Here is a 13,918-nt window from a genome sequence, read left to right as displayed (position 1 = left end):
TCACTCCGCCTGTGTCAGGGCTTCCGGGGCCGTCACGGTCCCGGGAGCCCTGTGCGGTGTCAGGACGGCGTACAGCGCGCCGCCCACGATTCCCGACAGGACGAAGCTGCAGTCGATCCCGCCCGTCAGGGCGAGCAGCGGTCCCTCGTAGAGGGGTGTCGACACCGAGGCGAGGCCGGTCGCCGCGCCGATCGCCCAGGAGGCGGTGGCGCGCGGCTGCCAGCCCGCCGCGTACCAGTAGATCCCGCCGCGCGCCCGGCGGTTGTAGACCTGGAGCGCCTCCGGGTCGTACGTCCCGCCGCATCGGGCGTGGCCGATCAGCGTGATCACCGCCCACGGCGTGCCGATGGCCGTGAGGAGCAGCACGAACGAGGTCATCGCCGTCTGCGCGTCGGACGCGAAGTGGCCGAGGAAGACGAAGGCGGTCGCCACCGCCGCGACCACCAGGGTGGCGCGGGCCCGGGTGGCCTTCGGCAGGATCGCGTCGAGGTCGAGCCCCATCGAGTACAGCATCAGTCCGGCGTTGCCGACGGACCCGGCCGTGGCCGCGACGAGCAGCGGGACCAGGTACCAGGTGGGTGAGGCGGCGACGAGCGGCCCCGCGTAGTCCAGCGCGCCACGGGCGGCGAGCGCCGTGTACGTACCGAAGAGCTGAGGCACGAGCAGTCCCACGACCAGGCCGAGACAGGTGGCCCGCCAGACCTTCGCCGCGCTGTGGCGCACGGGGGAGACGTACCGGGTGTAGTCGCCGAGCAGGGTGATGAAGGCGACCGGGCCGCTGAGCCCGGCGGCCACCGCGGAGAGCAGCCAGGTCGGCCAGAACGAGCCGAGCAGGTACGGGGTGTCCGGTACCGCCGCCGTCGTGAAGTCCCCGGCGTAGGCGACGAGGCCCACGGCGAGGAGCACGGTCATGCCGAGGGCGAGGGCCTTGCTCAGCCTGAGCAGCAGCCGGTAGCCGTACACCGCGGCGACCGCCGTGCAGGCGGCGAGCAGCGCGTAGACGGCGGCGTGGGCGGCGCCGCCGGTCGGCAGGCCGACCAGGCGGGCGAGCGTGCCCACCATGACGTCTCCGCCGATCCAGAGGGTCAGCGCCGTGTAGCCGAGCGAGAGCAGCAGGCCGACCACCGAGCCGACGAGTCGGCCGCGTACGCCGAAGAAGGCGCCGGACGAGGTGGAGAGGTTGGTCGCGGTCCGGAGCGACACGAGCGCGAGCGGCGCGGTGACGGCGACTCCGAGGAGGGTGCCGGCCACGACGGAGGTCACCGAGCCCCAGAGGTCGAGGCCGAAGGAGACCGGCAGCCAGCCGAAGACGATCACCCCCAGGCACAGGTTGGATCCGAGCAGGATCGCCACGAGGTCGCGGGGGCCGCTGGTGCGTTCGGCCTCGGGGATGGTGTCGACTCCGCGCTGTTCTATCGGCATGGGGACTCCTGGGGACGGGAGCGGCGGAAGATTTAGAGTGGCGCTCAATGTGACCCGTGGCTGTACCTCACGTCAATGCTTGGAACCGAGCGTCTCAGCATTTAGAGTGTCGCTCAAACAGGAGGTGTTTCGGACGTGCGACTGACCCCCACGGAACGCGACCGGCTGCTGCTCTTCGGCGCCGCCGAGCTCGCCCGTGCCCGCCGGGCCCGGGGCCTGCGACTCAATGTCCCCGAGGCCACCGCGCTCATCGCGGACACGGTCTGCGAGGCGGCCCGCGACGGCAAGCGACTCGCCGAGGCGATCGACGCCGCCCGCTCGGTCCTCGGCCCCGACGACGTGCTCCCCGGCGTCGCCGACGTGGTCACCGAGGTCCATGTCGAGGCGGTGTTCGACGACGGCTCACGGCTCGCGGTCGTCTCCGACCCGATCGGCGGCGGCGGCCTCGGGGAAGGGGCGCCCGGCGCGCTGCTGCCCGGCCCCGGACACCCGGAGACCGAGCCCGCGCTCACCCTCCGCGTGCGCAACACGGCCACCGTCCCGGTGAGCGTCACCTCCCACTTCCACTTCTTCGAGGTCAACCCGCGCCTCGACTTCGACCGGGCGGCCACCTACGGCATGCGGCTCGCCATCCCGGCCGGCGCCTCCTTCCGCTTCGACCCGGGCGGCGAGGCCGAGGTCGGGCTCGTCCCGATCGGCGGCGCCCGCGTCGCCATCGGCTTCGCGGGCCTGGTCGACGGCCCGCTGGACGCGCCGGGCGCGAGGGAAGAGGCACTGAGGCGCGCGGCGGCCTGCGGCTACCTGGGCGTCCCGTCCGACGAGGAGGGCAACTGATGGACCCGTACGAGTACGCATCCGTGCACGGCCCGCGCGCCGGCGACCGTGTCGTCCTGGGCGACTCCGGGCTCGTCGTCCGGGTCGAGTCGGACTCCCAGAAGCCCGGCGACGAGTTCCTCGCCGGCTTCGGCAAGACCGCCCGCGACGGACTGCACCTGAAGGCCGCCGCCGTCCGCGAGACCTGCGACGTCGTCATCAGCAACGTCCTGGTGATCGACGCCGTCCTCGGCATCCGCAAGGTCTCCATCGGCATCCGCGAGGGCCGGATCCACGCGATCGGACGGGCCGGCAACCCCGACACCCTCGACGGCGTCGACGTCGTCGTCGGCACCGGCACCTCGATCGTCTCCGGCGAGGGCCTCATCGCCACCGCCGGAGCCGTCGACACCCACGTCCACCTGCTCTCGCCCCGGATCATGGAGGCCTCGCTCGCCAGCGGCGTCACCACGATCATCGGGCAGGAGTTCGGCCCCGTGTGGGGCGTCGGCGTCAACTCGCCCTGGGCCCTGCGGCACGCCTTCAACTCCTTCGACGCCTGGCCCGTCAACATCGGCTTCCTCGCCCGCGGTTCGTCCTCCGACCCGGCCCCGCTGGTCGAGGCCCTCGCCGAGGGCGGGGCCTCCGGCTTCAAGGTCCACGAGGACATGGGCGCCCACACCCGCGCCCTCGACACCGCGCTCCGGGTCGCCGAGGAGCACGACGTCCAGGTCGCCCTGCACAGCGACGGCCTCAACGAGTGCCTCTCCGTGGAGGACACCCTCCGCGTCCTGGACGGCCGTACGATCCACGCCTTCCACATCGAGGGCTGCGGCGGCGGACACGTGCCCAACGTCCTCAAGATGGCGGGCGTGCCGAACGTCATCGGCTCCTCCACCAACCCCACCCTGCCCTTCGGCCGCGACGCGGTCGCCGAGCACTACGGGATGATCGTCTCCGTCCACGACCTGAAGACCGACCTCCCCGGCGACGCCGCCATGGCGCGCGACCGGATCCGGGCCGGGACGATGGGCGCGGAGGACGTCCTGCACGACCTCGGCGCGATCGGGATCACCTCCTCCGACGCGCAGGGGATGGGAAGGGCCGGCGAGACCGTACGCCGGACCTTCGCCATGGCCGGGAAGATGAAGGCCGAGCTCGGACCCATGGAGGGCGACGGCGCGCACGACGACAACGCGCGCGTGATGCGCTACCTGGCCAAGCTCACCATCAACCCGGCGCTCGCCCACGGCCTCGCCCACGAGATCGGCTCGATCGAGACTGGCAAGCTGGCCGACATCGTGCTGTGGCGGCCGGAGTTCTTCGGCGCCAAGCCGCAGCTGGTGCTGAAGTCCGGCTTCCCCGCGTGGGGGGTCGTGGGCGATCCCAACGCCGCCACCGACACCTGCGAACCGCTCGTCCTCGGGCCCTTGTTCGGCGGGCACGGCGCCACGGCCGCCGACCTCTCGGTCGCCTTCGTCGCCCAGGCCGCCGTCGACCTCGGCGCCGACCGGATGCCGACCCGGCGCCGCCGCGTGCCCGTACGCGGCACCCGCGGCATCGGCCCCGCGGACCTGCTCCTGAACTCCCGGGTCGGAGACGTCCAGGTCGACGACCGTACCGGTCTCGTCTCCCTCGACGGCTCACCGATCCGCTCCGAGGCGGTCGAATCCGTCTCCCTCAACCGCCTCTACTTCCTCTGACCTTCCCTAGGACTCCTCGATGACCTACCGCATGCCCGCCGAGTGGATGCCGCACGAGCGCACCTGGATGGCCTGGCCCAGCCCCAACCCCACCTTCACGAACGAGGGCGAACTCGCCGAGGCCCGCGCCGCCTGGGCGTCGGTGGCCCGCGCCGTCCGCCGCTTCGAACCGGTCACGCTGGTCGTCGCCCCCGGCGACGCGGAGTCGGCCCGCGCCCTCGTCGGCCCCGACGTCGACCTGGTCGAGCGGGACCTCGACGATGCCTGGATGCGGGACATCGGCCCCACCTTCGTCACGAACGGCACCGAACTCGGCGCCGTGGACTGGGTGTTCAACGGCTGGGGCGCCCAGGACTGGGCCCGCTGGGAGCACGACTCCAAGATCGCCCGCCATGTCGCGGACCTCGCCGGGGTCCCCGTACTGCCGTCCCCGCTCGTCAACGAGGGCGGTGCGATCCACGTGGACGGCGAGGGCACGGTCCTCCTCACCGACACCGTCCAGCTCGGTCCCGGCCGCAACCCCGGGTGGACCCGCGAGCAGGTCGAGAACGAGATCCACGCCAAGCTCGGCACCACCAAGGCGATCTGGCTCCCCAACGGCCTCACCGGCGACTACGGCCTCTACGGCACCCAGGGCCACGTCGACATCGTCGCCGCCTTCGCCCGCCCCGGCACCGTCCTCGTCCACAGCCAGCAGGACCCGGCCCACCCCGACTACGAGCGGTCCCGGATGTACGTGAACATCCTGCGCGGGCAGACGGACGCCCAGGGCCGCCCGCTGGAGGTCGTCGAGATCCCCGCCCCGACCGTCCTCACGGACGAGGAGGGCGACTGGGTCGACTACTCGTACATCAACCACTACCTGTGCAACGACGGCGTGGTCCTCTGCGCCTTCGACGACCCCCACGACGAGCTCGCCGCCGAGATCTTCCGCCGCCTCTTCCCCGAGCGCGAGGTCGTCCTCGTCGACGCGCGGACGATCTTCGCAGGTGGGGGCGGCATCCACTGCATCACCCAGCAGCAGCCGAGGGTCTGAGCGCCGGCGGTCATACGGTAGAACGTACGAGTGAGTCAGAGCAGCAGCCCACCGCCCCACCCCCGCCGGCGCAACCAGGCCGCCCCGCCCCGCGAGGACGTGCTCGCCGCCGCCATGGGCACCATCGCCGAGCGGGGGCTCGACGGGCTGACGATGGCCGGCCTCGGGCGGCAGGTCGGCATGAGCAGCGGCCACCTCCTCTACTACTTCCGCACCAAGGACGAGCTGCTGCTCCGGACCCTGGAGTGGAGCGAGGGGCGGCTCGGGGCCGAGCGGAGCGCCCTGCTCTCCGGCCCGGGGACCGCGCGCGAGCGGCTCGACGGGTACGTCGACGTGTACGTGCCCGACGGGCCGCGCGACCCGCACTGGACGCTGTGGCTGGAGGTCTGGAACCGGTCGCAGAACGCCGACGACGACGCCCGCGCCCGGCAGGCCGCCATCGAGGGCGCCTGGCACCGGGACCTGGTCGCCATCCTCGCCGAGGGCGTCTCGCGCGGGGAGTTCCGGCCGGTCGACCCCGACCGGTTCGCGGCCCGGATGCGGGCCCTGCTCGACGGCTTCAGCGTGCACGTCGCCGTCGGCATCCCGGGCACCGGGCGGGAGCAGGTCCTGGAGCACGTGCGGGAGTTCATCGACCAGGACCTGCTGCCGCGCGACTGACGTGCGGGGGCCGCGACCGCAACGCACGTAAGTACACAGGATCGTTGCGGCCTGCGGCCTTGAGTCCTGCACCGTCCCTCGGGCACGGTTCCGGACCATGGGACGAGAGCACTGGAAGAAGATCTGGGTAGGCTCGGCCGGCAACATGGTCGAGTGGTTCGACTGGTTCGTGTACGCGAGCTTCGCCACCTACTTCGCGGGCGCGTTCTTCCCCGAGGGCAACGACACCGCCAAACTCATGAACACCGCCGGCATCTTCGCCGTCGGGTTCTTCATGCGGCCCGTCGGCGGCTGGCTCCTCGGCCGCGTCGGTGACCGCAAGGGGCGCAAGGCCGCCCTCACCCTCACCGTCACCCTGATGTCCGCGTCCGCGCTCCTCATCGCGGTCGCGCCCACCTACGCCGTCGCGGGATACGGCGGCGCCGCCGTCCTCCTGGTCGCCCGCCTCCTCCAGGGACTCTCCGTCGGCGGCGAGTACGCCGCCAGCGCCACCTACCTCACCGAGGCCTCCGACCCCGAGCACCGCGGCTTCGCCTCCAGCTTCCAGTACGTCTCGATGACCGCGGGCCAGATCCTCGGCCTCGGCCTGCTGCTCGTCCTCCAGCACACCCTCACCACCGAGGCCCTGCACGACTGGGGCTGGCGCATCCCCTTCGTCATCGGCGCCCTCGGCGCGGCCGTCGTCTTCTACCTGCGCCGCACCATGCTGGAGACCGAGGTGTACGAGGAGACCGCCGACGACGCGGTCGCGGGCGACCGGAAGGGCACCCTCACGGCGCTCTGGGCGCACCGGCGCGAGGCCTTCCTCGTCGTCGCGCTCACCATGGGCGGGACCGTGGCCTACTACACGTACACGACCTACCTCACCAAGTACCTTTCCAACTCCGCCGGACTCCCCAAGCAGACCGCGACCCTGGTCTCCTTCTGCGCCCTGATCGTCTTCGCCTGCCTCCAGCCGCTGGCCGGGCACCTCTCCGACCGGATCGGCCGCCGACCGCTCCTCATCACCTTCGCCGTGGGGTCGACGCTGCTCACCGTGCCGATCATGACGATGCTGCGGCACGCGGGCTCCTTCTGGCCGGCGCTCGGGCTCTCCCTGCTGGCGCTGGTCGTGATCACCGGCTACACCTCGATCAACGCCTGCGTGAAGGCCGAGCTCTTCCCCACCGGCATCCGGGCCCTCGGCGTCGCGCTGCCGTACGCCGTCGCCAACGCCCTCTTCGGCGGCACCGCCGAGTACGTGGCGCTGTGGTTCAAGGACGCCGGCATCGAGTCGGGCTTCTTCTGGTACGTGGCGGGCTGCGCGGCCGTCTCCCTGGTCGTCTACCTCACGATGCGCGAGACCCGGGACATCGACCTGCGCCGGGTGGGCGGCACGGGCGGGCCGGAACGGGCCGGCGAACCGGAGAAGACATCGGCCCCCGCCGTCTGACCGCCCCCGCTCACGGGCGCGCGCTCGCGCGGGCGCTCTCCACCCGCTGCTGGAGCTTCTGGAGGACGCCCCGGGCGCGCGGGCCCAGGGCCGCGACGTCGGCACGGGTCTCGTAGGCCAACACGCTCACCACGGTGTCGCCGGTCCGGCCGGTGTACAGGACGTAGGGGTAATCGGTTCTGGTGCCGGCGGCGTCCGCCGTCTGGGTGCCCTCCTCGGCCATCACCTGATCGAGTCCGGTCACATCCGGCGCCGCGGCCTGGCGGACCGAGGACCAGCGCAGCTCGCCCGACTGCTGTGTCGGGCAGCGGCGCGTGGTGTCCTCGGAGCTTTCGACGAACGCCTGGGCCGTCTCCGCGTCCGCGAAGACCCGGACCTCGGTCGTCGAGGGGAGATGCGACCCGGTGCTGTTCACGGTACGGCTGACCGAGGCAAGGGTGCCCGACCTGGCCGCCTGCTCGAAGCCCTTGCAGTCCTGCCCCACCTCGTACTCGCCCGCCGGGTCCCGCTCGTACGGGTCGCCCTTCGTGTAGCCGGGCCCCCAGTCCTCCGGCGCCATGGCCACGCGCTCGGCGAGGGCGTGCGCCCGTGCCCGGGAGGACGAGGAGTCGGCGGGCGGGCTGGACGCCGCGGGGCTCGTCGGGCTCGCCGTCGTGGGGCTGTCGTCGTCGCCGCCGAGGAGGGCGACCAGACCGATGCCCAGCGCCGCCGCCACCAGCACTCCGCCGACGGCGATCAGGACGACGCGGCGGCGGCCGTCCCCTCCGGGGGAGGGCGGGGGCTGCGCGGTGGAGCCGGAGCCCGGGGGCGTGCCGCGGCCGGCCCCGGACCCGGACCCGGGGCCGCGCTCGGGGTCGGGTTCCGGCGAGGGCGGGCGGAGCGGTCCGGACGGCGGGCCCGAGGGAGGTCCGGAAGGCGGTCCCGAAGGCGGCCCGGCAGGCGGTGGTGTGGTCACGCGGATGATCCGTACCACCGGCGCACCGCCCGCATCCTGAGACTGTGCTGCTGTCACTCGCGCGGCTGTGTCAGACTTCCGGCGTGCTTGCTACCACGATGATTATCGGCAGCAGCGCGCCGGTCCGCAGTGGCCACTGAACCGCGGCACAACCCCCGCGGCAGTGGACACCGTGCCCCAGACCCGCGCGCAGACCTCTCGCACCCGCGAGGGGTTTTTTCGTTTTCCGGCCCCACCCATGGCGGAAGCGGACGACGCGTGAGAATGGGGGCAAGTGGATCCAGACCTTCCGGAGCCACATCCGACAGGAGCCATCACAGTCATGACCACGGAGAACGCCGAGAGCTCGCGCCTCGACGACAGCTTCCATGTCTTCGACACGACGCTGCGCGACGGGGCGCAGCGTGAAGGCATCAACCTCACCGTCGCGGACAAGCTGACCATCGCCCGGCACCTCGACGAGTTCGGTGTGGGCTTCATCGAGGGCGGCTGGCCCGGCGCCAACCCCCGCGACACGGAGTTCTTCGCCCGCGCCACGCAGGAGATCGCGTTCAAGAACGCGCAGCTCGTCGCGTTCGGCGCCACCCGCAGGGCGGGCGGCGACGCCGCCGAGGACCCGCAGGTCAAGGCCCTCCTGGACTCCGGCGCCCCGGTCATCACGCTGGTCGCCAAGTCGCACGACCGGCACGTCGAGCTCGCCCTGCGCACCACCCTCGACGAGAACCTGGAGATGGTCCGCGACACCGTCGCCCATCTGCGCTCCCAGGGCCGCCGCGTCTTCGTCGACTGCGAGCACTTCTTCGACGGCTACAAGGCCAACCCCGACTACGCCAAGGCCGTCGTCCGCGCCGCGCACGAGGCCGGCGCCGACGTCGTCATCCTCTGCGACACCAACGGCGGCATGCTGCCCGCCCAGATCCAGGCCGTCGTCGCCACCGTCCTCGCCGACACCGGCGCCCGCCTCGGCATCCACGCCCAGGACGACACCGGCTGCGCCGTCGCCAACACCCTCGCCGCCGTCGACGCCGGCGCCACCCACGTCCAGTGCACAGCCAACGGCTACGGCGAGCGGGTCGGCAACGCCAACCTCTTCCCCGTCGTCGCGGCCCTGGAGCTCAAGTACGGCAAGAAGGTGCTGCCCGACGGCGCCCTGGCCGAGATGACCCGCATCTCGCACGCCATCGCCGAGGTCGTCAACCTCACCCCCTCCACCCACCAGCCGTACGTCGGTGTCTCCGCCTTCGCCCACAAGGCCGGGCTCCACGCCTCCGCGATCAAGGTCGACCCCGACCTCTACCAGCACATCGACCCCGAGCTGGTCGGCAACACCATGCGGATGCTCGTCTCCGACATGGCCGGCCGCGCCTCCATCGAGCTCAAGGGGAAGGAACTCGGCGTCGACCTCGGCGGCGACCGCGAGCTCGTCGCGCGGGTCGTCGAGCGGGTCAAGGAGCGCGAGCTCCAGGGCTACACGTACGAGGCGGCCGACGCCTCCTTCGAGCTGCTCCTGCGCGAGGAGGTCGAGGGCCGCGCCCGCCGCTACTTCCGTACGGAGTCCTGGCGCGCGATCGTCGAGGACCGCCCCGACGGCACCCACGCCAACGAGGCCACCGTCAAGCTCTGGGCCAAGGGCGAGCGGATCGTCGCCACCGCCGAGGGCAACGGCCCCGTCAACGCGCTGGACCGCGCCATGCGGCTCGCCCTGGAGCGGATCTACCCGCAGCTCGCCAAGTTCGAGCTGGTCGACTACAAGGTCCGCATCCTGGAGGGCCGTCACGGCACCGAGTCCACGACCCGCGTCCTGATCACCACCAGCGACGGCAACGGCGAGTGGTCGACGGTCGGCGTCGGCGAGAACGTGATCGCCGCCTCCTGGCAGGCCCTGGAGGACGCCTTCACGTACGGGGTGCTCCGGGCGGGCGTCGACCCGTCCGAGTAGGGGTTCCCCGGACCGGTCGCCAAGCCCGGATGGTCCCGAACGGTCCGGCTATGTCCTGTTCGGCGTCGTTCGGGTAGCGTCGAACCATGAGGACCAGGCCGCTCTCCGTACTGTCGGCCCTCGCCGGGCTGATTCTGCTCCTGCTCCTGGCCCTGGCCCCCTCCTCGGGCGCCAGGGCCACGGGGATCCCCGACGCGGCCGCCGCCCTGAAACAGGGCCCGGTGTACGTCGATCCGGGCGCCGCCGACCAGCTGTCGAAGGCCCAGGCCGACGCCCTCGCCCAGAAGATCAAGGACGCGGACAAGCCGCTCTTCGTCGCGGTCCTGCCGGCGAACGCCGCCTTCCCGCCCGAGCGCCTCTTCCCGGACCTGCGGGCCCAGACGGGAATCACCGGCCTCTACGCCATCAGGCTCGGCGGCGGCTTCGACGCCCAGGCGGACCGCTCCGTGATGTCCCCCGGCACCGTGGACGACCTCGTCACCTCCGTACGGCAGCCGGGCGTCGACGCCGCCACGGAACTCGACAACTTCGTCGACCAGGCCCTGCCCGCCCTGCGCGGTTCCGCCCCCTCGACCTGGGGCTCCGTCGGCACCGACTCCGGTGTCCCCGTCGCCGGACTCGTCACCCTCGGCGCCGTCGCCGCGGTCGGAGGCGCGGGCGCCTACGCGGTCGTCCGCCGCAACCGGATGCGCAAGGAGGCCGAGGAGCGCGCGGCCCTCGACGCCCTGCGGGTCGTCGTCGACGAGGACATCACCGCCTTCGGCGAAGAGCTCGAACGTCTCGACTTCCACCCCGCCGAGCCCGGCGCCGACGACGCCATGCGCGGCGACTACGAACGCGCCCTCGACTCGTACGACAAGGCCAAGTCCCTCATGGCCGCCGCCGCGCGCCCCCATGACGTCCGCGCGGTCACCCAGGCGCTGGAGGACGGCCGCTACTCCCTCGCCGTCCTCGCCGCCCGCCGCGAGTCCCGCCCGCTCCCCGAGCGCCGCGTCCCCTGCTTCTTCGACCCGCGCCACGGGCCCTCCACCGAGGACCGCACCTGGACCCCGGCCGGCGGCGCCGCCCGCCAGGTCCCGGTCTGCGCCGCCGACGCGGCCCGCCTCGACGACGGCCGCGACCCGATGGCCCGCACGGTCGACGCGGACGGCGTGCGCCGCCCCTACTGGGAGGCGGGCCCGGCCTACGGCCCCTGGGCCGGCGGCTACTTCGGCGGCGGCATCCTCCCCGGCCTCCTGATGGGCACGCTCCTCGGCTCGATGCTCGCCACCCCGGCCTACGCCGGCGAGTACGGCGGCGGCGAGTTCGGAGGCGGTGACTTCTCGGGCGGCGACTTCAACTCCGGCGACTTCGGATCGAGCGACTTCGGGGGCGGCGACTCGGGCGGCTTCGGCGGGGGTGACTTCGGCGGAGGCGGAGGCTTCGACGGCGGGGGCGGGTTCTAGACCAGCGGCTTCACCGACATCAGGAGATGGCGGTGGGCCGCTCCCGGCCCGTCGGTGAGGAGGGCGCGCTGCCCGGGGCCCAGGAGATGGAAGTGGACCTCGGGGGAGTCCAGCGAGGCGAGGGCGTCCAGGAGGTACCCCGGGTTGAAGGCGACCGTCAGGGTGTCCGTGCCCGTGAGGGCGGACGGCAGGTGCTGGGAGGCGATGTCGTCCTCGTACCCCGCCTGGAGGTGGAGGGCGGTGGGGGTGAAGGTCAGCTGGACCGGGCTGTCGCCCTCGGCGACGACCGCGACCCGCTTGACGGCCTCGGCCAGCGGGGCCCGTTCGGTGACCGCGAGGGCCGGGTCGCCGAGCGCGAAGAGCTTGTCGTGGCGGGGGAGGCGCCCGTCCAGCAGTCGGGTGGTGGTGCGCAGGCCGCCGCTCTCGAAGCCGATCGAGCCGCCGTCGAGGGCGAGCCGCGCGGGACCGGCGTCCGCGAGGGAGCGGGCGATCTCGGTGAGGCGCCGGGCGGGCACGACGACATCCGCGTCCTCCCCCGGGGCGGCGGCCTCCGGCTTCCACTCCAGGGTGCGGACGGCGTAGCGGTAGCGGTCGGTGGCCGCCAGCGTCATGGTCGTCCCGTCCAGGGCGAGCCGTATCCCGGTGAGGACCGGCAGCGAGTCGTCCCGGCCCGCCGCCACCGCCACCTGCCCGACCGCCGCGGCGAAGGCGTCCCCGTCCACCAGGCCGCGGACCTCGGGCAGCGCGGGCGGGGCCGGGTAGTCGTCGAGCGGCAGCAGGGAGAGGCCGAAGCGGGCGTCGCCGGAGGTCACCGAGAGCCGGGCGCCCTCCACGGCGAGCTCCGTGAGGCCCCGGGGCAGCACCTTGCAGATGTCGAGCAGCCGCCGCCCGAGGACCAGCGCCCGCCCCTCGACGTCCGTGTCGGCCTCGACCTCGATGCGGGCGGAGGCCTCGTGGTCGAGACCGGAGACCCGCAGGCGCCCGCCCGCGGCCTCCAGGAGCAGGCCGCCGAGGACGGGCATGGGGGAGCGGGCCGGAAGGACGCGCGCGGCCCAGGTCACGGCGTCGGTCAACACGCCGCTGTCGATACGGAATTCCATGCCGCCGACGCTAGCCGCCGCCACTGACAACGCCGTCGACCAGCGATTCCAGGCGCCCCGTGGCGAATTCGCCCGTGCGGGAAGGGAAGTGACGGCCTGATCGTTCCAGTCTCCGACCGCGTCAGAGACCTGCAGGGGGAGTAGCGCCATGAGTGACGTCCACGGCACGGTGGAGCCAGGATTCGAATCCGTACGAGAGGAGTTCGCCACCGTCGTGGCGAACGAGGCGCGCGACGGAGGCGCGCAGCTCGCCGTCCACCACCACGGCCGGCTCGTCGTGGACCTCTGGGGCGGCGACGGGGTGGACGGGGACTCGCTCCTCGGCCTCTACTCCTCGTCCAAGGGCGCCATGGCCCTGGTCACCGCCCTCCTGGTCCAGGACGGCGTCCTCGACCTGGACCGCACCGTCGCCTCCTGGTGGCCCGAGTTCGCCGCCGAGGGCAAGGGCGAGGTGACCCTGCGCCAGCTGCTGGCCCACCGGTCCGGTGCGATCGGCGTCGACGGCGGCTTCAGCGCCGAGGAACTCGCGGACGACCGGGCCATCGCCGCCCGGCTCGCGGGGCAGCGCCCCTACTGGGAGCCGGGCACCGGCCACGGCTACCACGCCCTGGTCATCGGCGCCCTGGTCGGTGAGGTGGTCCTGCGGGCCACCGGCCGGACGATCCGGGACCTGTTCGAGGAGCGGGTCCGCGCCCCGTACGCGCTCGACTACTACCTGGGCCTGCCGGAAGAGCTGGAGCCCCGCTTCCGTACGGCCCTGCCGATGCTGCCCACGCCCGCCGAGCAGGCGCTCCTCGCCGAGAACCCGATCGCGCCGGACAGCCTCATGGGCGTCGCGTTCAACTTCCACGCGGACCCGCCGTTCGACATCGTCGCGTACGCCAACTCGCGGGCGGTCCGGGCCCAGGCGCCGGTCTCGGCCGGTGGCGTCGGCTCCGCGCGCGGCCTCTCGCGGATGTACGCGGCGGTCGCCGGCGAGCTCGACGGGCGCGCCCCGCTCCTGAAGCCGGACACCCTGGCCGAGGTGGCCCGGATCCACTCCCGGGGCGTGGACCTGGTGACGGGCGAGGAGAACGCCTTCGGGCTCGGCTTCGTCCCGCTCGCCACCCGCTACCCGGCCCTGAGCGCGGCCGCCGTCGGGCACAGCGGGGCCCCCGGCACGCAGTCCTTCGCCGACCCGGCGACCGGGCTCGCCTACAGCTACGCCCGCCGTCGCTTCGCCTTCGCCGGCGGCCCCGGCGCCGCCGAGAACGCCCGGCTGATCCCGGTGGTCGTCGAGGCGGCCGCGAACGGGCGCTGAGACCGCGCCGGGCCGGGTCGGGGCCGGGTCGGGGCCGACCAGCCGTCCCCGGCCGCGCCGCCCGCGTGAACGCCGGCGGCCGCGCCGCCCGCGTGAACGCCGAGCGCCCGCCT

General features: G+C 73.2%; 11 protein-coding genes. 8 read left to right on the top strand and 3 right to left on the bottom strand.

What is annotated here, in order from left to right; translation table 11 throughout:
• The gene (locus tag AMK29_RS30615) at positions 1-1,422 is read right to left on the bottom strand and encodes a cytosine permease (RefSeq protein ID WP_073819130.1); all 1,422 of its coding nucleotides are present in this window, start codon (positions 1,420-1,422) and stop codon (positions 1-3) included.
• 135 nt (positions 1,423-1,557) lie between these two features.
• Between AMK29_RS30615 and ureA the strand changes: the two genes are divergently transcribed.
• The 5 genes from ureA (at position 1,558) to AMK29_RS30590 (ending at position 7,066) form a co-directional block, all read left to right on the top strand.
• The gene (ureA, locus tag AMK29_RS30610) at positions 1,558-2,256 is read left to right on the top strand and encodes an urease subunit gamma (protein WP_073819128.1); all 699 of its coding nucleotides are present in this window, start codon (positions 1,558-1,560) and stop codon (positions 2,254-2,256) included.
• The gene (locus tag AMK29_RS30605) at positions 2,256-3,938 is read left to right on the top strand and encodes an urease subunit alpha (RefSeq protein WP_073819126.1); all 1,683 of its coding nucleotides are present in this window, start codon (positions 2,256-2,258) and stop codon (positions 3,936-3,938) included. The genes ureA and AMK29_RS30605 overlap by 1 nt, the downstream gene beginning before the upstream one ends.
• A gap of 19 nt (positions 3,939-3,957) precedes the next feature.
• Positions 3,958-4,974: an agmatine deiminase family protein gene (locus AMK29_RS30600; protein WP_073819124.1), complete on the top strand. Its 1,017-nt coding sequence runs from the start codon at positions 3,958-3,960 to the stop codon at positions 4,972-4,974.
• Positions 4,975-5,088: 114 nt separating this feature from the next.
• Complete coding sequence (locus tag AMK29_RS30595) at positions 5,089-5,634, top strand: TetR/AcrR family transcriptional regulator (protein ID WP_241845760.1); 546 nt, start codon at positions 5,089-5,091, stop codon at positions 5,632-5,634.
• Between the two features lie 97 nt (positions 5,635-5,731).
• Positions 5,732-7,066, top strand: coding sequence for an MFS transporter (locus AMK29_RS30590; protein WP_073819120.1), 1,335 nt, complete (start codon positions 5,732-5,734; stop codon positions 7,064-7,066).
• 10 nt (positions 7,067-7,076) lie between these two features.
• On the opposite strand, the gene AMK29_RS30585 is transcribed toward AMK29_RS30590, so the two are convergent.
• Positions 7,077-7,781 (bottom strand): hypothetical protein, encoded by a 705-nt coding sequence (locus tag AMK29_RS30585; protein ID WP_079197190.1) that lies wholly within the window; start codon positions 7,779-7,781, stop codon positions 7,077-7,079.
• A gap of 562 nt (positions 7,782-8,343) precedes the next feature.
• On the opposite strand from AMK29_RS30585, the gene cimA reads away from it, so the two are divergent.
• Together cimA and AMK29_RS30570 are read left to right on the top strand one after the other, a co-directional pair.
• Positions 8,344-9,960: a citramalate synthase gene (gene cimA, locus AMK29_RS30575; protein WP_073819118.1), complete on the top strand. Its 1,617-nt coding sequence runs from the start codon at positions 8,344-8,346 to the stop codon at positions 9,958-9,960.
• An 86-nt stretch (positions 9,961-10,046) separates the two neighbouring features.
• Positions 10,047-11,405: a hypothetical protein gene (locus AMK29_RS30570; RefSeq protein ID WP_073819116.1), complete on the top strand. Its 1,359-nt coding sequence runs from the start codon at positions 10,047-10,049 to the stop codon at positions 11,403-11,405.
• On the opposite strand, the gene dnaN is transcribed toward AMK29_RS30570, so the two are convergent.
• A complete protein-coding gene (gene dnaN, locus AMK29_RS30565; protein ID WP_073819114.1) occupies positions 11,402-12,505 on the bottom strand; it encodes a DNA polymerase III subunit beta in 1,104 nt (367 codons plus the stop codon). The two genes, AMK29_RS30570 and dnaN, sit on opposite strands and share 4 nt — an antisense overlap.
• 148 nt (positions 12,506-12,653) lie before the next feature.
• Between dnaN and AMK29_RS30560 the strand changes: the two genes are divergently transcribed.
• A complete protein-coding gene (locus AMK29_RS30560) occupies positions 12,654-13,805 on the top strand; it encodes a serine hydrolase domain-containing protein (RefSeq protein ID WP_073819112.1) in 1,152 nt (383 codons plus the stop codon).
• Positions 13,806-13,918: the final 113 nt, after the last annotated feature.

The sequence above is a fragment of the Streptomyces sp. CB02261 genome, assembly GCF_001905665.1.
Lineage (GTDB): Bacteria > Actinomycetota > Actinomycetes > Streptomycetales > Streptomycetaceae > Streptomyces.
This window is presented reverse-complemented; position numbering and strand designations above follow the sequence as displayed.

Bases quoted from the DNA above. Each gene is read 5' to 3' on its own strand.
- AMK29_RS30590 (WP_073819120.1), top strand. From the start codon at position 5,732: ATGGGACGAGAGCACTGGAAGAAGATCTGGGTAGGCTCGGCCGGCAAC.
- cimA (WP_073819118.1), top strand. From the start codon at position 8,344: ATGACCACGGAGAACGCCGAGAGCTCGCGCCTCGACGACAGCTTCCAT.
- AMK29_RS30595 (WP_241845760.1), top strand. From the start codon at position 5,089: ATGGGCACCATCGCCGAGCGGGGGCTCGACGGGCTGACGATGGCCGGC.
- AMK29_RS30605 (WP_073819126.1), top strand. From the start codon at position 2,256: ATGGACCCGTACGAGTACGCATCCGTGCACGGCCCGCGCGCCGGCGAC.
- AMK29_RS30600 (WP_073819124.1), top strand. From the start codon at position 3,958: ATGACCTACCGCATGCCCGCCGAGTGGATGCCGCACGAGCGCACCTGG.
- dnaN (WP_073819114.1), bottom strand. From the start codon at position 12,505: ATGGAATTCCGTATCGACAGCGGCGTGTTGACCGACGCCGTGACCTGG.
- AMK29_RS30570 (WP_073819116.1), top strand. From the start codon at position 10,047: ATGAGGACCAGGCCGCTCTCCGTACTGTCGGCCCTCGCCGGGCTGATT.
- AMK29_RS30615 (WP_073819130.1), bottom strand. From the start codon at position 1,422: ATGCCGATAGAACAGCGCGGAGTCGACACCATCCCCGAGGCCGAACGC.
- AMK29_RS30560 (WP_073819112.1), top strand. From the start codon at position 12,654: ATGAGTGACGTCCACGGCACGGTGGAGCCAGGATTCGAATCCGTACGA.